Annotated in this window: 14 protein-coding genes; 9 read left to right on the top strand and 5 right to left on the bottom strand. The window is 45.2% G+C overall.

Annotation, left to right across the window (positions count from 1 at the left end; genetic code table 11):
- Positions 1-150: 150 nt before the first annotated feature.
- Entirely contained in the window at positions 151-1,482 is a 1,332-nt protein-coding gene (gene brnQ / locus ACOCLE_RS13075) for a branched-chain amino acid transport system II carrier protein (RefSeq protein WP_419537048.1), read from the top strand.
- Positions 1,483-1,531: 49 nt separating this feature from the next.
- On the opposite strand, the gene ACOCLE_RS13070 is transcribed toward brnQ, so the two are convergent.
- Complete coding sequence (locus tag ACOCLE_RS13070) at positions 1,532-1,822, bottom strand: PA4642 family protein (RefSeq protein WP_419537047.1); 291 nt, start codon at positions 1,820-1,822, stop codon at positions 1,532-1,534.
- Positions 1,823-2,109: 287 nt separating this feature from the next.
- Between ACOCLE_RS13070 and ACOCLE_RS13065 the strand changes: the two genes are divergently transcribed.
- The 3 genes from ACOCLE_RS13065 (at position 2,110) to ACOCLE_RS13055 (ending at position 7,171) form a co-directional block, all read left to right on the top strand.
- A complete protein-coding gene (locus ACOCLE_RS13065; RefSeq protein ID WP_419537046.1) occupies positions 2,110-3,423 on the top strand; it encodes an amino acid permease in 1,314 nt (437 codons plus the stop codon).
- Between the two features lie 155 nt (positions 3,424-3,578).
- Positions 3,579-5,306, top strand: coding sequence for a hypothetical protein (locus ACOCLE_RS13060; protein ID WP_419537045.1), 1,728 nt, complete (start codon positions 3,579-3,581; stop codon positions 5,304-5,306).
- A 245-nt stretch (positions 5,307-5,551) separates the two neighbouring features.
- Positions 5,552-7,171, top strand: a complete 1,620-nt coding sequence (locus ACOCLE_RS13055; RefSeq protein WP_419537044.1) for a hypothetical protein — start codon at positions 5,552-5,554, stop codon at positions 7,169-7,171.
- 96 nt (positions 7,172-7,267) lie between these two features.
- Here ACOCLE_RS13055 and ACOCLE_RS13050 read toward each other — a convergent pair whose 3' ends face one another.
- A complete protein-coding gene (locus ACOCLE_RS13050) occupies positions 7,268-7,825 on the bottom strand; it encodes a hypoxanthine-guanine phosphoribosyltransferase (RefSeq protein ID WP_419537043.1) in 558 nt (185 codons plus the stop codon).
- Positions 7,826-8,319: 494 nt separating this feature from the next.
- Here ACOCLE_RS13050 and upp point away from each other — a divergent pair, with 494 nt between their 5' ends.
- Together upp and ACOCLE_RS13040 are read left to right on the top strand one after the other, a co-directional pair.
- Positions 8,320-8,946 carry a uracil phosphoribosyltransferase gene (upp, locus tag ACOCLE_RS13045; RefSeq protein ID WP_419537042.1) on the top strand — a complete coding sequence of 209 codons (627 nt, stop codon included), beginning with the start codon at positions 8,320-8,322 and terminating at the stop codon, positions 8,944-8,946.
- A gap of 23 nt (positions 8,947-8,969) precedes the next feature.
- Positions 8,970-10,259 (top strand): uracil-xanthine permease family protein, encoded by a 1,290-nt coding sequence (locus tag ACOCLE_RS13040; protein ID WP_419537041.1) that lies wholly within the window; start codon positions 8,970-8,972, stop codon positions 10,257-10,259.
- Between the two features lie 84 nt (positions 10,260-10,343).
- Here the strand turns inward: ACOCLE_RS13040 and ACOCLE_RS13035 are convergent, their stop codons facing one another.
- The gene (locus ACOCLE_RS13035; RefSeq protein WP_419537040.1) at positions 10,344-10,667 is read right to left on the bottom strand and encodes an STAS domain-containing protein; all 324 of its coding nucleotides are present in this window, start codon (positions 10,665-10,667) and stop codon (positions 10,344-10,346) included.
- Positions 10,668-11,330: 663 nt separating this feature from the next.
- On the opposite strand from ACOCLE_RS13035, the gene ACOCLE_RS13030 reads away from it, so the two are divergent.
- Positions 11,331-12,359 (top strand): hypothetical protein, encoded by a 1,029-nt coding sequence (locus tag ACOCLE_RS13030; RefSeq protein WP_419537039.1) that lies wholly within the window; start codon positions 11,331-11,333, stop codon positions 12,357-12,359.
- 848 nt (positions 12,360-13,207) lie between these two features.
- On the opposite strand, the gene ACOCLE_RS13025 is transcribed toward ACOCLE_RS13030, so the two are convergent.
- Complete coding sequence (locus tag ACOCLE_RS13025) at positions 13,208-14,488, bottom strand: ISKra4 family transposase (protein WP_419532972.1); 1,281 nt, start codon at positions 14,486-14,488, stop codon at positions 13,208-13,210.
- Between the two features lie 64 nt (positions 14,489-14,552).
- Positions 14,553-15,893, bottom strand: a complete 1,341-nt coding sequence (locus ACOCLE_RS13020; protein ID WP_419537038.1) for a PhoPQ-activated protein PqaA family protein — start codon at positions 15,891-15,893, stop codon at positions 14,553-14,555.
- A 178-nt stretch (positions 15,894-16,071) separates the two neighbouring features.
- Between ACOCLE_RS13020 and ACOCLE_RS13015 the strand changes: the two genes are divergently transcribed.
- Together ACOCLE_RS13015 and nhaC are read left to right on the top strand one after the other, a co-directional pair.
- A complete protein-coding gene (locus ACOCLE_RS13015) occupies positions 16,072-17,103 on the top strand; it encodes a threonine aldolase family protein (RefSeq protein WP_419537037.1) in 1,032 nt (343 codons plus the stop codon).
- A gap of 141 nt (positions 17,104-17,244) precedes the next feature.
- The gene (gene nhaC, locus ACOCLE_RS13010) at positions 17,245-18,672 is read left to right on the top strand and encodes a Na+/H+ antiporter NhaC (protein ID WP_419537036.1); all 1,428 of its coding nucleotides are present in this window, start codon (positions 17,245-17,247) and stop codon (positions 18,670-18,672) included.
- Positions 18,673-18,713 lie beyond the last annotated feature (41 nt).

Below are 18,713 nucleotides of genomic sequence, written 5' to 3'. Positions count from 1 at the left end.
TTATATGTGAAATAAAGGCTTTAATCGGGAGGCCATTATTTCGCCTCTCCAAGCTCACTTCTAACAAAATATTCTTTCTGATCATTGGGTTAACCTGTGTCGCAGGGTTGGCCAGTGCTATTCATTAAGAATGGAAACAGGGGACAGGTTTTGCCGCAGACGTTAAAAGCCACAGACATCATGGCCACAGGCCTGATGACGTTTGCTCTCTTTCTGGGAGCAGGAAATATTATCTTTCCTCCATTTCTGGGGCATATGGCAGGTACTGAGCTGATTGTCGCTATGCTCGGCTTTCTCCTGACGGGCGTTGGCCTGCCACTACTGGGTGTGATTGCCTGTGCCCGTGCTGGTGGTGGTTTGGAAAAGCTGACGGCTGTTTTCCCTCCAAAAATTGCCTTAACGTTTGCAGTTATTCTCTTCCTGGCTATTGGACCTCTGTTTGCTTCTCCAAGAACCGCCGTGGTTTCTTATGAGCTGGGTCTGCTGCCCTTTATTGGTGAATCCGGTACCCTTTCACTGGCCCTGTTTTCTATCGCATTCTTTGCTGTTGCACTTTATCTGGCGTTGTTTCCAGGCAGGCTGGTTGAAACGGTTGGTAAACTGATCACACCTCTACTGGTGGTTGTTCTGGCAGTTATTGCCGTGGGTGCTTTCCTTTATCCACAGGGCGAGGCTGGCACTGCTACTGAGTCCATGATCAGTCAGGGGTTCTTTAATGGGTTCCGCGAAGGTTACCAGACCATGGACACTCTGGGTGCTCTGGTTTTTGGTGTGGTCATAATCAATGCCATTCAAAGTAAAGGTGTAACAGATACACGACAGGTTGCGCGTTATACATTTATTGCAGGCCTGATTGCTTCTGTTGGTTTATCACTGGTTTATCTGGTGCTGGGTTACATCGGTTCCACCAGCCATCAGCTGGTGGCCGCCCCACAAAATGGTGCGGAGATTATCAGCCTGTTTGTTAATGCGGTATTTGGTTCCTGGGGTAAAGTGGTTCTTGCTATCACGGTTATTCTGGCCTGTTTGACTACGGCCATTGGTCTGCTCAGTGCTTGCGGTGAGTATTTCTCCCGTGTTTTCCCTGCTTTAAATTATCGTAGCTGGGTCATCCTCTGTGCTCTGGCCAGTGCACTGATTGCCAATGTTGGATTAAATACGCTGCTGAAAGTTACCATTCCAGCGCTGCTGATTATCTATCCTATAGCGATCGCCCTGATTGTTGTGACCCTGTTAACATCGTGGCTGGCGAAACCAGAGCGGGTAATGACATGTGTGCTTATTCCGGTTGGCCTGATTAGTATCGTCGAGGGCCTGCATGCTGCTGGCCTGTCTTTTGTTGAGCCAGCCTACGCATTGCTTGCGTATCTGCCTCTTCAGAAAGAAGGTCTGGTGTGGTTGTTGCCCGGTGTTCTGGGTGGCGTTCTGGGGATGCTAACGTCCGTTCGCTCTTCTGATGTGGTAGAACCGGTTAACAATTGAGCGTTCTTTGATAAAGCTACCTGAATTTGGTTTCAGGTAGCTTTTCCGTTCATTTGGCCCCTGCTTCGACCAGTGTGTTGAGGTAGGGTTGGCCATGGTGATGGTGAGCAATGATCTCTGCTAATGTTTTCCCATTGCTATCCCTGGCGTCGAGATGGAAACCTGCGTCGAGAAAAAAAGGAACAAAACGGGCGAAATCATCTGGCCGCAGGTAGCGGTATGCCCTCAGAAGAATGTGATGGTCTCTATTCCCCCCATCCGCCGGCTGGAGTGCCAGCAGGTTTTTTAAGCGCTCATCACTTAACTCCTCACCAATAACTTTTTGTTTGTCTTTTTTCATTACACTCTCAGCCTTAATTCTTTTTTATGGGTGCTTCACTGTTGTGTGATAGTGGTTGAGCCAAAGAAGCGGGTAATGACGTCATTTTACAGAGGCAGGAATAAAGTTATATAACTTGAATAGGATATTTTTTTCTTATTTTAAATCTAAAAAGAATATAAGAGAAAAGAGCATTTGCTCAAAAAACTCTAAATAAGCGCCTGCTGACTATAATAGTTTCTGTAAAAATGGAAATTTTGACATAACTGCCTGGATGCACCGATTTTACCAGTAGTTTGGGGCATTGTATGTCGGATAGCTCAGTAGACAGTCTTGAAAACTTGGGGTCCATGCAGGATAAAGAACCGGATCAAACTTCCGTTATGAAATGGACATCCAGGGATACAGGATGGATGCTGAACCTGTTTGGCACCGCAATTGGTGCTGGTGTTCTTTATCTTCCAATTACTGCGGGATCGGGTGGAATCTGGCCGCTGATTATCATGGCCGTTCTGGCGGGTCCGATGGTCTTGCTGGCTCATCGTAATCTTGTCCGTTTCTGTCTTTCTTCATCCAACCCTGAGGGGAACATTACCAGTACCGTTCGAGAGCATTTCGGTGAGCGAACCGGACGTTTGCTGACGCTCGCTTATTTCCTATCTGTCTATCCAATTTTGCTTTTGTATGCCATTGGCATAACTAATGTCGCCATCAGTTACATGGAACACCAGTGGCAGATGGTGCCTCCAGATAGAAGTCTGCTGAGTCTGGGGCTGGTTAGCCTTCTGATGCTCGCTATGCACACTGGTGAAACCTGGATGCTTCGAGCGGTAAAGCTGATGGTTTATCCGCTGGTTTTTACCCTGATCGCCGTTTCTATTTATCTGATTCCCCAATGGAACAGCGCTGTTTTTGATCAACCGGTCAATCTTAAAGATTCATTGTTGACACTGTTCATTACCACGCCGCTCTTGATATTTTCATTTAATCATTCGCCTGCCTGTTCTGCGTTTGCGCATGCCTACCAGGGGCGACTTGGCAACAGTCGTGCATGTCACGAAAAAACCGATCAGGTGTTAAAGCGAAATGTGCTCTTATTACTGGTGGTTATACTGCTTTTTGTTTTTTCCTGCGTATTGAGCTTAACGCCTCAAGAACTGTTGCAGGCCAGGGAAGAAAATTTACCGGTGCTTTCTGTACTGGCTTATCGATCTGATAATATGGTCTTCTCCATTATTGCTCCTGTGATTGCGTTTCTGGCCATTGCCAGTTCTTTCTTTGGTGTATACCTGGGAGCCTTGGAAGGGCTTCAGGGGTTTATTACCCAGCAATGGGTTCGTCATAATATTCAGCGTCCATTACCTCATGGGGCTGTGCATAGGGGGAGTATCCTGTTTATTCTTCTGACCTGCTGGGTGGCAGGTTATGCCAACTGGGATGTCATTGATATGGTGGAAATGCTGGTCGTACCAGTGTTGGCGACCATTCTCTACTTGATGCCGGTGTATGCGTTTTATCGTATCAAATCGCTTAAACCGTTTCGAAATCTGATTCTGGATGCCTTTATTTTTCTGGTGGGGGTCATGGCGATTACCGGTTTTCTGGTTGGTAAAATTATCTGACTGTTTTTTGACAAGTGATATTTTTATCATTAAAACAATGCGTTGCTTTGATTTGAGTTTTTGTATCTAAAGTCCTTTGTCTTCCCTCCTTTATTGAAGTGCTGAAAAGCTAAAATGAAATTATTCAAAACAAAAAGGAATTTGGAGGGAACCAAATGGCCGGTTCAGGTCCCGTTAATAATCAAACGCCATTTACCACTCAAACAACCTTACCTTCCGCCAATGCGGGTGGAGCAGGCCAGGCTCAGGAGGGAACTTGGAATTCGGTAAAAGTAACCACTTCGAATTTTAAGGGAGAGCCTGTTTTCAGGGAAGGGACTGATTTTAAACCAACTTCAATGTTTACCAGAGCAGTTCGGTCATTTAATCAAGTTAACCTTTTACCGGGTAAAGGGAATGGAGTGTTCACTTCAAAAACATGGGGGGCAATTCCTAAAGAAGCAGCTCTTGCACAAGTCAGCGGTGCGACTAAGGAAAGCGTGGATACGCTGGAAGGGCTAATTGATAGGCACAACAAACTAGCGGCAAAACTGGAAACACTTGAGACTGATAAGAATGCATTTCAAGGGAAAGTGGATGAATTTAAAAAGGAATGGGGTAGCACTCTGAAATTCCTCGACAAGGTAAAAGATGGTAAGGATTTCAAACAGGGAGCTAAGGTAACTATTCCTGATGAACAGGGTAATCCTAAAACTGGTCAGTTACTTTCAAGATCAAAGGGAGCCAATTTCGATAAGGCTCAACAGATGGCGAATGAGGTCCGCAGTCGACCAGAGTTTAAAACACATTTTGATAATAAACACTTCCTTGGCCAAGTTAAAGATGAAATAGCTCAAATTAAAGAAGAGTTGCATCAGTTGAAAGATCAACACTTATCCGCTTTCAAGAAAGCCCGTTCTGAAGTTCATGAAGGTAATAAAGATTTACTGAGAAATGCCAGGGATTTAAATAAGCAGCAGGTTAAGGCTGATTACAGTTACAAAAAATCAGAAGCCAAAGAAAGTTATCAGGAAACTAAACAGAATATTAGAGATACGGCTCAAAAAACAGACGAAAGACTTACTGAGGTAAGACAAGGTAAGAAAGAGAATAATGACCTTATCAAGGGTGATAAAAAGAAACTATCTGATGCCAATAGCAGGTTAGGCAGAGGTCTTGCATGGCTTGCCAAAAAAGCAATGCCAAAAGTTCAAGAAGAAGCATACTTTACGGGTTCTGGAAAAGACTCGATGGATACTTATAAGGAGGCTGTAGGCAAAGAGCTTAAGACTCATGAAGATACTCGGGCATCACAGAAAGAGGCAACTGCGGCGCTTAAAAAAGGGAAGAAAGAAGCCAAAAAACTTGAATGGGAAGCTCATACCAGGCATAAGGGAGCCAGCCCGTTTGCTGAGACAATGGCTGAAATGGGGATTTATACCAAGGCAGGCATTGGTACCGGTGGTGAGCTCGAAAGGCTAAAGGATGAGAAAACAGAGGCTTTGAAACAAGAGAAGAAGAATTACAAAAAGAGTAGGGCTGCTGCCAGAAAAGAAAAGAAAGCTGATACTGCTGCATTTAATGACTTGGTGAGTGGTAGAGCAAAACAGACTAAGCAAGCATCTGAAGTTGCAACTTCTAAAGAGCCAACGGCACCTGTAAGCAGTCAGGGAGTTGATCGTGATTCTGGTGTGGGGGATTTAGTTGATCATGGCACGGTACTGAATAAGTTCAATAATAATTTATACAGCACTCCCGAAGAGTGGCAGGCTGATATTAGCCAGATTGATAATCCTGGCTCATTAAATGCCCTTGAAGACGTGGTACAATCTTGGAATACCCAACAGGATGGCTGGGGAGAGATTCTTGAATTTATACAAAAACAGAGAGGCATCCAACAGTAGTGTATGCATTTGTAAATGTTTTCCTGACATAAAAAAGGCTCCTGATTTGGAGCCTTTTTTATGCTTGTTATTTTCTGACTTTTTAAATATTTGTCTGTTTTTTGACAACTGTTTTTTTAATAAAAACATCATCTTATTTTTTTGTTTTTTGTTTTATAGAGATGATTAAAGTATTTCAGATTTGTTGAGTTGGAGTGGCTAGAATTAAAATAACGTCAATCCAAGGAGTGGAAGGAGTAAGCGAAATGATGCAGGTTCAAAATCAATCTTCAGTTGGGGTTTTTTCTCCCGAACCAAGACTAACAAAACAAGAACAGGCTCAGCTAGAAACCGTAAAGGGATATTTAGCCCCACTAGGTTCAGTAGAGTCAGTTGAAGTAAGTCCAAAGGTTTCCGGGGTAAGAATTGACGAGAATAAAAAATCGAAAGAATTTGCAAAAGTTCCCTTGGGAACCAGAACAGCAAAGTTGTCTAAAAATATTGAGGCTAAAATCAAGAAAAGTAAGCATAGCTGGGTTGCTGAAAAGATTAAACATTTTGCTGCAACGGTGTGGAAGAAATTAACTGGCCAAAGATGGAAAAAAGTACCAGAAGAAAAAATGGCTAGAATTCTTGATACTTTAAGCGATAAGAAAGGGCCTGATGGTGTATCACCAAAAGATCAGGTAAAAGGGAAGTTGGAAGAGTATAATGCTGCTATTAAGGAGCGTAAGGCGTTAAAAGAGGAATGGCGCCAGCTAACAAAAAGTACTCTTGAGTATAAGTATGACTTCCGTGAAGCTTTACAGATGTTTAAGGCAACAGCAGGAAAAGGTACTGAAATACCACACCAGAAAGGCTTGATTTTTGCTGTACCCACTTCTGATGATGGTAAACAGAAAAAATACGTACAGCTGGATGCTGGTTCTGAAGCGGGTAATTTGAAAGTCGCTGAGCAGATTGGTAAAGAGCTTGGTGAGCATCCAAGTTTTCAGAAGTATACATCAGAGAGAAAAAGGATAGAGGGTATTCTCGAGGAAAGGGATAAGCTTCTTGAAAAGCTTGAAAGGTTGGAAGGTGAAATTCCTGGACTCGTCAAGAAAGATGCCAAACAGCGTCGAGACACCAAGGTCATTGCTGAGGCTCGCACTGCATCTGAGGCAAAGCAAGCCAAATTTACAGAGATTGATGATCAAACTCGTAAAGACTATGACGCAAAAGAAACAAAGCTCAAGTCTGATAAGGCAATGGTTGCAAAACGTAAAGATTTGAACACCGGCGCAGAGCAAAAGCTTGAGAAGGTTCGGGAGAACCTTGAGCAGTTCAGGTCTGAGTTGAAAATGGTTAGCACAGATCTGGAGCAGCTTGAGAAAACTCAGGGTAAGGTTTCAAAAGACTCTGCTGCAGATATCCATATTGAGCGCCTCGTCAAGCAGAAGAAGCATCTTGAGAAAAGCATTAATGACCTTGAGAAAAAACAGGATCACCTGCTGAGTCAGGTTAAGAATCGCTCCTCAAGAATCAAGACTGAAGAGAAAGTTATAAAAGAAGAACAGCGTGAGCTGGATGGCGCATACAAGAGAGCTGACGCTGAGAAAAAGAAAGTGGCTAAGGATAGTGTGGCTGCTCTCAACAAGGAAGTAAAACGTCACAAAAAGAATTATAAAGATGAGGTCGCTGATGTTCGTTCAGTGGTATCAGGGAGACCTGGTGCAGAGAAAGACGCGGGTAAGGCTACCGGAAAACTACCAGCAGGCGATGTGGTTGAGGTTTCCGATATGGATCCATTATTGGCGGATGATCAGCTTGATCAGTCTCATCAAGAGGCTTTACTTAGAGAGCAAGAGGTAAAGGACAAAATGGATAAGTGGGAGAAGTTTGAATAGCCTAGTCCTTTAACCAGTCAGGTATTGATTTATCTGATCTGAATAAAAAAGCCTCCAATACTGGAGGCTTTTTTATTTTAAAGGCATATAAGTTTATCAGTGGCCTTTCAGCGCGTAGATGCCATTGGCGTTCCGCCAGTAGCCCTGGTAGTCCAGACCGTAACCAAAGATATAGCGATCTTCGATTTCAAGGCCAGTAAAGTCAGCCTTCAGGCCAGGACGGGCTTTGCGGTCGTGCTTCTTATCCACCAGAACTGCTGTCAGCACGCTTGCGGCGCCTTCTTCCTTGCAGAAGTCGACAATAGCGTCCAGAGTATGACCTTCATCCAGGATGTCGTCGATAATGAGAATGGTACGTCCTTTGATGCTCTGAGTTGGACGAACCTTCCACTCAAGACGTCCACCGGTCAGCTGATCCCGGTAACGGGTTGCGTGTACATAAGAGGCTTCCAGTGGAAACTGCATATGAGTGAGCAGTTTGCCGGTAATGACCAGGCCGCCATTCATTACGCAGAACACCAGCGGATTGCTGTCAGCCAGCTTTTCGGTGATGCTGTGGCCCATGGTGGCGATGGCGTCTTCAATCTGCTGTTCGTTATAGAGGCAGTCGGCTTCATCCATCACTTGCCGGATATGGTCGAGATCAACAGACATGTTGTGCAAACCCTGATCGTATGATTGGCTGCCGGCCATTCCAGTAGATACTCTTTTCAGAGATAAGACACTGTCGCGTTCGGCGTTCCGTTTCTGGTCAAAAAACTGTTCTGCACTCCCCAGTGGAGAGTTGGAAACAATTTTCATGAAAAGCAAAGCAGGAAAAAATACCGTTGTTGCCGTCAATGGGCAAGTGAAAACTACACGGTCGTTATGGTTGTAAAAACCTATGGGCAGGTTATGCATCCTGTGGGACAATAAGAAGGTTTAGGCTGCAGCCACTGATTTATAAGGTCTTCATCTTCCCATGAACTGAAGGTGAACCCTGAAGGTATAGCAACGAACCCTGTTCAGTTCGCACTATATCATGTTCAGCAAAAGCGATAGTTGAAAGCTTTTGAATGATCGTTTTCTCAATGAGTGCTTCCTCAGAGACGTTGTTGTCTCAGCCATTCACTTTCTTGATTCATTCTTCACCATAGTTGAGGTCATGCATGAGCGTACAGGAAATCAAGCATCCGCTGGTACAACACAAGCTGGGACTGATGCGTTCCCACGATATCAGTACCAAGGGGTTCCGAACCCTGGCCAGTGAGGTTGGCAGCCTGCTGACGTATGAAGCAACCAAAGACCTTGAGCTGGAAGATACGGTGATTGAAGGCTGGAATGGTCAGGTGACTGTTCAGCAGATCAAGGGTAAGAAAATCACTATCGTACCTATCCTCCGTGCGGGCATCGGTATGATGGATGGGGTTCTCGATATGATCCCAAATGCCAAGGTCAGTGTAGTGGGGCTTTACCGCGATGAAGAAACGCTGGAGCCTGTGCCTTACTTTGAAAAGCTGGTCAGCAACATTGATGAACGTATTGCCCTGATTCTGGATCCGATGTTGGCAACCGGTGGTTCCATGCTGGCGACGATTGATATGTTGAAAAAGGCAGGCTGTAAGGAAATTCGCTGCCTGGTTCTGGTCGCAGCACCAGAAGGCATTGATAAGATTCAATCTGCTCATCCGGATGTGAAAATTTTCACGGCATCTGTTGATCAGGGGCTGAATGAAAACGGTTATATCATCCCAGGTCTGGGTGATGCCGGTGACAAGATTTTTGGTACAAAATAAATAACGTATAAGGATATTCAGGAATGAATCATTCAGCAGAGTTGGGGGAAACTCTCCAGTCAGAGGTGTCGCTCTGGCGGCAGGCACTGATGGGGGGGCAGATGCTGTTTGTTGCCTTTGGTGCACTGGTTCTAGTGCCGTTACTGACAGGGTTGGACGCCAACGTAGCGTTCTTTACCGCGGGTATCGGGACTCTGATTTTCCAGTTAATCACCCGTCGGCAGGTGCCTGTTTTTCTGGCATCGTCTTTTGCATTTATTGCGCCGATCACCTTCAGTATTCAGTCCTGGGGACTTGCTGCCACCATGGGCGGTATTATGGCAGCGGGTCTGCTGTATGCGGCATTGAGTATCCTGGTCAGGCTTCGGGGATCCGGTATTCTTTATCGGCTATTTCCACCCGTGGTGGTCGGGCCGGTGATTATGGTGATTGGTCTTGGCCTGGCGCCTGCTGCGGTTGGGATGGCGACATCACCCGTTGAAGGGTTGATTTCTGCCGATCAGGCTCTGTTCCTTGCTGCAATCTCATTGCTGGCAACCCTGTTGGTAGCGACCATGGCGGGTGGGATTCTCCGACTGATCCCTATCATCTGTGGTATCGGTACAGGTTATGTTGCTGCTCTGATGATGGGCGTTGTGGATTTTCAGCCACTGATTGACCGTCCCTGGTTTGCTATTCCAAATTTCACGACACCGGAATTTAACTGGAATGCTGTGCTTTACATGATTCCGGTTGCGATTGCCCCAGCGATTGAACATATTGGTGATATGCTGGCAATCAGTTCAGTAACCGGGAAAAAGTACCTGGAAAAACCGGGGCTGAAAAACACACTTCTTGGTGATGGTCTGGCGACAACGGCAGCAGGTATGCTTGGTGGGCCGCCCAATACCACCTATTCAGAAGTTACCGGTGCGGTGATGCTGACTAAAGCCTACAACCCAGTGATTATGACCTGGGCGGCGGTGATTGCCATTGGTGTGGCATTCATTGGAAAGATCGGAGGCTTCCTGTCTACCATCCCAGTGCCTGTGATGGGTGGTATTATGATGTTGTTGTTTGGTTCTATAGCCGTTGTTGGGCTCAATACACTCATTAAGGCGAAGGTAGACCTCAGTCAGCCTCGAAATCTGGTCATTGTCTCTATCGTGCTGGTGTTTGGTATTGGCAATATGGGCATTTCTCTGGGTGAGTTTTCATTGAAAGGTGTTAGTCTTTGCGCCTTGACTGCAGTTATTCTCAACCTGTTGTTACCTCACCGTTCAGGAGAAGACCGCTATCAATCTTCTGAAGTGGGTAAAGAAGACCCCGCATAAGTTTTCTAGAGCTACTTACTAAAAAACCGATATCGATTATCCGATATCGGTTTTTCTTTGCCACTATTCGAATTAAGCAGGTGGCTATGCACTCTCAGCCTGGGTACTCATTTGAATAAAGTGAATAATTCCGCTCAGCTCTATCAATGAAGCGACCTCATTGGACACGTTATAGAGCGATAGATAGAAGTGTCCTGCCAATTGTACCTGGCAATGAAGCAGTAGCCTCAATCCATCACTATTAATACTTTTGAGTAAGGTACAATCAAGCACGATATGGTTATTATTGAGTCGAGTTGCATTTCTTATAGCATTTTCTAATATCTGAATCGTGCTGGTATTGATATCACCATCCAGTACCAGTAAGGTGCAGTTTTGATGACTTTCGAGATTAATGGTTAATTCCATACTCCTTCTCCCGGCTCAGTCCCTTAATTGGGGAGATATTAAGGGAGGAGGCGCTGATATTGAATGACATTCTGGTTAGTAAGTCTGACAAACGAGCCGGGCTTGGGTTCAATGGGGTGATGTAAAGCTTAGAGGCGGTAATAACCAAAGTTCAAAGGTCTATTCGTACGTATGCTCTATAATTAGAGGAATCAGTAAATTACTCATTTTAAGGGGATATATTATTAATCCCTGATATTGGTTAATTTATGGCTGCTCAGGATTTTCAGGGTCAATGTCACGGATGAGATTTTTAATTAATTGATAAATATAAAGTTTATCTTGTTAGTTGCCCTAACTGAGCTGTCATACAACGTTGAAGCTGATCCCCATAAAATAATTGGAACTTCTGATTGGCAAGGATGTCGCTATGTTCCAAAGAATGCGAGCGGGGATGAGGGTGTTTTTTACTCTGATGGGCTTCTTTTGTAGTTATGAAGTGAATGTCGCTTCCGAATTTGCCCTGGCTGCACAGTATCGGTGCCTACAGTACAGGAGCATTTCCAGCAGTGAATGTGAGCCAGATATGTATTCACTGTGTGAATGAACTCTTCAGAAACATGAATTGAATTAAATTCAATAGCTAATATTAAGACAATTATATTTAAATGGACTTAGGGAGTAATGGCCATGGCGGTTGAGCGCGGTGACAATAACCAACAAGTGAATACAGGGGCTTCTCAAGGCTGGGGCGCTTATTTTGGAAATGCCGCAAAAACATTTTATGGTTTTGCTTCTGCATCAATAAAATCAACTTTTAATTACATGACTTCGCCATCACCTGATTCCAATTCGCAGAGTTCTGAGCCCATTTCAGGTAAAAAGGTTAGCGTTATAGAAAATGATGATTCTAATAAATATAAAGAGTTAGAAAATCAAATGAATGAGATGCACGGTTCCGAATATTTTACCCAGAATTTTGTGGATGATCTAAGCCGTGAAATTGATCTTCAGCTAGGTGAAGAAACTGGGGTCGATCAAACTGCTTCCGATGACGATAGCATTTCCTTTGCTGATGAAGATGAGCTGAGTCGCGAAACTGACCTTGCATTAGCTGAAGACGTTGCAGGCGGTCGAACTGTTTCCGAGGAAAGTGGGGTCTTTGATTTAGATTTATCTGTTGGAGATGATGATGTGTTCATCAACGATGATCATGGGAGTTCTAACAGTGAAAATACTATCAAAGCTGTGAAACGTCCACGCTCTGATGACGCTTTTGAGTCGTCGATACCTCTAGAAAAGGCAAAAATGGACCCCCCAATGTGGGATAGAGGCGGCAAGCAGCCTGAAGCTTTCAGACCTATCCAGAGAACCGGTGGCGAGCTGGGGGAGATTGGCCAGTTTAATGGGGATAGAGAGGATCATAACAAACGTTGGGAGGCACTTAAGGAGCGGTATGTGAGTAGTGATTCCAACGCTGACAGGGCGCAGGGCGTTGATTCTGAGAAAGTTATGCCTCCCCAGACTGAGGTTGCGTCAGAAAATAGTACAGAGCAGATCACAGGAAAAGAAAAGAGCCCGCTGGAAATGACTTTTATGGAAAGACAGGAGAAAGCTGCAGATAAAAGGAAAGACAGAGAAGCTCAATATACAACACGAGCAGAGTCAGAAAAAGAATGGATTGAAAGTTTCCGGGGGAATAAGAAAAAATAAGGTAGATAGGATTAGTACCAAGAGAAATAATCCGAAGAAAGAGTGAATGGAATACTGAAAAAAGTGTAGAGCGAAAACTATACGCTAATGGATGTACTAACCAGTAAGAACTGAGTAAATATTCAACGGTATTCCATTCAGTCTCTAATATTTTGCGCAATTGCCTATCGATGGCAACACTACAATGATCGCCTACCTGAAGAGTAGATGAACAGGCTGCCATGACTCCTGAAGATTGATCTAAAGACTGATACAAGAAATCTGACATTCTTTCACAATCATAAAAATAATTTCAACGGGTAAAGTATTCCATTCGAGCTTTCTGACTACACTGCTGTGCTGGGGATGTGGACGCCAGCACAGCGTTGCAATTTAATGCAATAATCCCACTATTGCTCGTTGTTTCGCCTCACTCTGCTCTTCATCACCATACTTATTCCGGTAATTGGAAAGCACGGCTGGTCATAAACCAAAGGCTTCTAGCAGTATTAGAGTTGCGTAGAGAAGCAGAAAGCCTCTGGTATGAACAATTATCCTGAAATAGATTAGTGCAGAACCTAAGGGGATAAATTATCTTGAAGCATCATGGCCAAATTCGTTGGAGTGCAAAACATAATTTAATTGCTGAGTTAAATACCCTTTGATTCAGAGACAACCTCCTTATGTGCATTTGGGTACTTGTCTGGAGTTACCATAACTCTGGTGGTAAATACCAGGTCTGAAAATGGTGCATTGTTAAAATGCATTTCAACAAAGCTGGCAGTCCATCCTTTCACTGCTTGAGGAAGCTTTAAATGACTGCTGCAGATTCTGCCATGGCAGGGTGCTCTCTCAATTTGATAACTGACTCATAGGTTAGCTTCAACCTTTCCAGTCATGAACTCAGACCAAAGTTGTTCCCAGCGCCCCTTACTCTGGATCAGTGCTCTTGTTGTCAAAAGCACTTCCGCTCCTGTTGCTTTCCACCTCATTCCAGAACCACATAATCGTTGCTTTACCAGAGTCTTACAAGCCGCTTCAGTAACTCCTGAACCTATTGGCCAATGGCGTTTAAGCGCCTGATGATAATTCATTAACTGGTGATTGTTTGTAAAATAGCTCACAGCTTTGTAGCGCTTCTCTGTCAGTGCGATTGTCTTTTTCGGGAGCTCGGCTGATTCAATTTCCTGAAGGATTTTTTTGGCTGCTCCACGCTTGTTTTTCAAACTATGTAGCCTGTCTTCAAGCCACTGGTGTCGCTTCGCCTTACTGGTTGGAAACAGTGCTTCCGCTGCTCCAGCTAAATATTCAGATGCATGATAAAAATCGAGTATCTGCCCAGAGGTATGTTGTTTCAAATAACTCCAGTTTTCTCTAGCCCCGTCAGCTACCCCGATGTATGTGGCATTTGGGTAGAGTCGTTTTAGATCTGCAATCTCCTCGTCGAGCTTGCTCATAAAGCTTTGTTTACCATACTCTGGCGAACTGGCTGTATATATCGTGTGGAGCCTGTCTCCATCTGCAGAATATAGGCTCAATGTCCCACACATGGCTTCCCTCCAGCCTTCTTCACAAAGCAGCATGCAGGTTCCATCCAGACCAATGGCTATTGTTTCAACAGGCTCTTTTAGTGGAGGAAGGTGGTAGTGAGTGTCTTGCTGGTCTTCAATTAATGCACCTACTCTGTCCGATAAATGCTTGATATAAGAATTTGAAAGCGTCCTTTGATGGTTGGTCTCAAAATCTTCTTTTACCGCAGGCGCTGGCATCTGGCTGTATTTCCAGGCGATAGACTTGGCAAATTTGGGGGTAGCTGAACCAATAATACCGGCACGAAGATCAAGTGCTGCCAGAGTACTGCCACCTCTGACACCCTGATATACGGAGCGCTCCAAAGGTATACGACCGTATAAGGTTTCATAGTGCTTAAGAACCTTTCCTTTGTAGTTCCACTTCTGCTGATTAACGACGATAGGTTCTTTATTGGGTGATTCAAATAGCCCCAATAACTCTTTTGTTCCAAGCTGCCCGGCTTCATTGAGTGCACGCTGTAAACTATCTTCAAGATTCAGCATGTTGCCTGAATCTATAGAAACTTCAATTTGCAAAACGATGCTTTTGGTAGAGCTGGAAATAACAGAAGCGGGCATGACAGTTAACTATTATGAGTGGTGTTCCCATAGTAGCTGTGAAAATAGAGCACTATTGTTTCAATCATTCAGAGAGAGCACCCCCATGGCAGGTAAATTTCACTTTGGTACGGGTATAAGGCGAAAGATCAGTATTTGATGCCACCCTGCGAAAGTCTCTTCCTGACGAGTTGGTCGCCTGCCAGAGCCAGGCCTCTTTTGGTCGCCTTGACGTGTTTACATTGAGAAATTTTCCTTCCTGCTCCCAGGTAACTCGGGGTAATTTTCGGCCTTGAAGAAAAGCACCGTAGAAAGATTCGGTCAGATCGGTTATCAAGCCTGGATTATCACGGTTGATGTAATGCCCCTGGTTTGGGAGAACTCTTATCCATTTATCACCCGGTAAATCGTCAAAAAACACTTTGCTTGTGTCGGGTGGAATGAAGTGGTCGCCGGACGCAGTGACAAAGAGCATGGGAAGTTTGAGAGATTGTCTGTACTGGTAAGGGTCAACGATAGAAATCAGTTGAGCCATTTCGGGCTTTTCGAACAAAGCCTTAAGAGGTAGATAAGGCGATATCGCTGGGTTGCCTTGTGGATAAACCTGAAAAATATGATCAATCATCTTTTTCAGGTTCATAAAATCGGCAACCTGGGGAATCAACCCAACAATCCGTTTATCCTGAGTGGCCGCTAACGAGGCTGTCCAGCCCCGTTTCGAGCCGCCTGCAATAACGAAACCATCGAGGGTCACTTTTTGCTGTTGCAGAATTTCTTCACTGGCGTTCATTCCGTAAATTGCAGCTTTGACCATGGGAAGCCGAAGAAGCCAATTGTAGTTTTCCTGCGGATTGCCCAGAAATTGCTTCCAGGTAAACACGATCAGATTATCTTCTTTTAATGGGGGAGTATCCTTAAACTGCAAAAACTGGTTTGGAACATCTTTCAGGTCAATAACAATGGATTTGGTTCGAGCGGCTATTCGGGCGAAATCCAGTTCAGGCTCTTTTTGAGTTTGCTGTAACTCGCTGGGCGCGTGAATGATTCCATCATTGATGTATAGCAGTGCTATATCGTGCTTCAGTTGTTCAGGCTTAAAGATGGTTAATCGATGTTGCCACAAAGGGAAATCAACGGAAGCCTTCTCTCCCTGCTGCCAACGAAGGGAGACCAAGTCAGCATGGATGACGTCCACTTCAGTGGATAAGTCTTTATGCTTGACGGTTTTTGACCCGGTCTGGGTTATCGTCCATCCAGATTCAGACTCTTCTTTAAGAAGATAGCAGGGAAGAACATGCTCCATATGATTGGTCAGCCATTTATGATCACACTTTAAGGGAGACTCCCTAAGATGATTTCCGGCCGAGATCTCTGCCATCAAGACCATCAGGATACTGAGTAATGAGCAGCGTATTATTTTTTTCATTCCATGTATTTCTTACAAAACCAATTGAGCCAAGCGCTGAGAGTTGCAATGTATAAAATAGCGTAATTCTGGCTTAGGCGTAGCTGGATAATGATATATGGCTATTTGCCCGCTAAGGCGGTTTCAGTACTATTGGTTTCTTCCTTGATCAATGTTTAGAAAGCAGGACCTAAGCTCCATGGCACGATTCTTTACCAGTGATAACGCTTCCGGGGTTTGCCCGGAGGTCATGAATGCTTTGATGGAAGCCAATGCTGGTCATACCGGAGCCTATGGCAATGATGCCCTGACCCAGGAAGCGATAAGTATGGTCAGCCAGGCTTTGGACAGGCCATGCGAAGTATTCTTCGTTTACAACGGAACGGCTGCGAATACTCTGGCCTGCAAGGCGGTTCTGCGAAGCATTGACAGCATTATCTGTCCGGATACCGCCCATATAGTAACCAATGAGGTTGGGGCACCGGTTAACGCTACGGGGAGTCGGATAATCACCGTTGAATCCTCTCATGGAAAAATTACACCTGAGCAGATTCGCAAAGCCAACCAGAATGAACGCTGGTGGGGAATGCATGCAACTCGTCCAAGGCTGGTCAGTATCTCCCAGTCGACCGAATGGGGGACGGTATATTCCCTGAGTGAGCTGGCAGCGATTAAAGCGGTTTGTACAGAGCTGGGCATGTTGCTGCATGTTGATGGCTGTCGTATTTACAATGCTGCAGTAGCGCTGAATTGCTCTCTCGTTGAAATGTGTGAGCATATAGACATCCTCTCCCTTGGAGGGACAAAAAACGGCTTGATGTTTGGAGAGGCTCTCGTATTTTTCAATGCTGAAGCTGCTGATGGCTTTCTGCATTTGCGGAAACAGGGACTTCAGCTCCACTCTAAAATGCGTTTTATCAGTGCCCAGTTCAAAGCGTTGTTTACCAATGAGTTATGGAAGAGGAATGCGGCTCAGGCCAATCGCATGATGGGCCTGTTGGTTGAAGGATTAAGTGAATGCCCGGACATTGAGTTAGTCTGTCCCGTACAAACTAATCAGGCATTTTTCTCGATTCCGACCGATCTGGCTACTCAATTACAGGCCTTTAAAGACTTTTATCAAAATGGACCACAGCCTGGTGTGTATCGAATGGTCACGTCATTCGATACCACTGAGGAGGATGTAGAGTCCTTTGTTCAGGAAGCTAAGGCACTGAATAAACAGAAGTGAATAACCCGATTTTTATGCCTTATATTGGCATGATTTTGACCATATAAGGCATGCTCCAGCAGGTGAAGCGATGCGTACAAACCGCTATTATTGCTCCCCTGTATTTCAGGATCGTTGCCCCGAATCCAAAGGAGTTTTGGTTTGACTGTATCGACACAGCCAGAAGCGTCATGGAAAGAGCCCAGTTTCCTTCATGCTTTTGTCACCCTTGCTGCCATTATTGGCGTCATTAGTACTGGCCTGTTTTTTCTGGAAACCAGCCTGCACAGCTTGATTCTGGTCTCTTTGATGATCGCCTCCATCAGTGCATTTTCCCTTGGCTACGATTTTCGAGCTATTCGGCATGCCATGAACTCCGGTATTACCGGTGCTCTGACGGCTATTTATATTTTCATTCTCATTGGTGTACTGATAGCGGCTTTTATTCAAAGTGGTACGCTGGCGACGCTGATTTATTATGGTATTGAGTTTGTCAGTCCCGCCATTTTTCTACCTGCCGGGCTGGTTCTCTGTAGTCTGATGTCTCTGGCCACTGGTACCAGTTGGGGAACGGTTGGCACTATCGGGGTTGTCCTGATGGGAATTGGAACCACCATGGGGATACCGGCTCCTCTGGTTGCCGGTATGATTATTTCCGGTGCCTGCTTTGGGGATAAAATGTCTCCAGTTTCTGATACCACGAACCTGGCCTCGATGACGTCCAGAGTTGACCTCTACTCCCACATCCGGAGCATGCTGTTTACGACAGGGCCTGCCTATATTCTGGCACTTGCTGTCTTCTCTTTTATGGGGCTGAGTTACGCTGAAAATCAGTTGCCGGCTGATCAGTTGGCAGCAATGCAGAGCGCTTTGGAAGAGACTTTTCACATCAATCTGGTCACTCTATTACCTCTGGTTGTCATGCTGGCTCTCAGTATGGCTCGTGTAGCAGCAGAGCCCAGTATGGTGATGGCATCTTCTGTTGCGGTGATGCTGGCTGTCTTTATGCAGGATCAGAGTCTGGCGACGGTACTCAACAGTCTTTATGGTGGGGGCACTGTCCGTACTGGCCTGGAAAGCATGGACTCATTGCTGGGAAGAGGGGGGATCACTTCGATGATGTGGACTCTGTCATTATCCCTGATGGCGCTGGCATTGGGGGGCATCCTTGAGCGCTGCCGCTTTCTGAGGGTGCTGATTCATACGATAGTTACCCGAATAAAGAAGACATCCGCTCTGGTTGCTACTACCGTCATTGCCTGTTTCACCGGAAACATGACCATGGGTGAAGCATACATGTCAATAATATTGGGTGGACAGCTGTTCAGCGATGCTTATGATCGAAAGGGTGTGGATCGTCGTGTATTGTCACGCTCTCTGGAAGAAGGGGCCACACTGACCACTGCACTTATTCCATGGACGACCGGAGGTGCTTTTTTTGCCTCGACCCTGGGCGTTTCGGTGATTGAGTATGCTCCCTGGGCTCTTTTGAACTGGCTTAGCCCGATTCTTGCCATTGCATTTGCGATGCTGGGTTTTGGTCTATTCCGTAAAGATCCAGAGCTTCAACAAACCAGCCCTGCTGTTTGATCAGTAAAAGGGAAGCGCTGATTTCTTCCCTTGTTCTCCAA

This window comes from Endozoicomonas sp. (assembly GCF_965196975.1).
Classification (GTDB): domain Bacteria; phylum Pseudomonadota; class Gammaproteobacteria; order Pseudomonadales; family Endozoicomonadaceae; genus Endozoicomonas.
This window is presented reverse-complemented; position numbering and strand designations above follow the sequence as displayed.

Coding starts and splice junctions, on each gene's coding strand:
- ACOCLE_RS13070 (WP_419537047.1), bottom strand. CDS start 1,822: ATGAAAAAAGACAAACAAAAAGTTATTGGTGAGGAGTTAAGTGATGAG.
- ACOCLE_RS13065 (WP_419537046.1), top strand. CDS start 2,110: ATGTCGGATAGCTCAGTAGACAGTCTTGAAAACTTGGGGTCCATGCAG.
- ACOCLE_RS13060 (WP_419537045.1), top strand. CDS start 3,579: ATGGCCGGTTCAGGTCCCGTTAATAATCAAACGCCATTTACCACTCAA.
- ACOCLE_RS13055 (WP_419537044.1), top strand. CDS start 5,552: ATGATGCAGGTTCAAAATCAATCTTCAGTTGGGGTTTTTTCTCCCGAA.
- ACOCLE_RS13050 (WP_419537043.1), bottom strand. CDS start 7,825: ATGTCTGTTGATCTCGACCATATCCGGCAAGTGATGGATGAAGCCGAC.
- upp (WP_419537042.1), top strand. CDS start 8,320: ATGAGCGTACAGGAAATCAAGCATCCGCTGGTACAACACAAGCTGGGA.
- ACOCLE_RS13040 (WP_419537041.1), top strand. CDS start 8,970: ATGAATCATTCAGCAGAGTTGGGGGAAACTCTCCAGTCAGAGGTGTCG.
- ACOCLE_RS13035 (WP_419537040.1), bottom strand. CDS start 10,667: ATGGAATTAACCATTAATCTCGAAAGTCATCAAAACTGCACCTTACTG.
- ACOCLE_RS13030 (WP_419537039.1), top strand. CDS start 11,331: ATGGCCATGGCGGTTGAGCGCGGTGACAATAACCAACAAGTGAATACA.
- ACOCLE_RS13025 (WP_419532972.1), bottom strand. CDS start 14,488: ATGCCCGCTTCTGTTATTTCCAGCTCTACCAAAAGCATCGTTTTGCAA.
- ACOCLE_RS13020 (WP_419537038.1), bottom strand. CDS start 15,893: ATGAAAAAAATAATACGCTGCTCATTACTCAGTATCCTGATGGTCTTG.
- ACOCLE_RS13015 (WP_419537037.1), top strand. CDS start 16,072: ATGGCACGATTCTTTACCAGTGATAACGCTTCCGGGGTTTGCCCGGAG.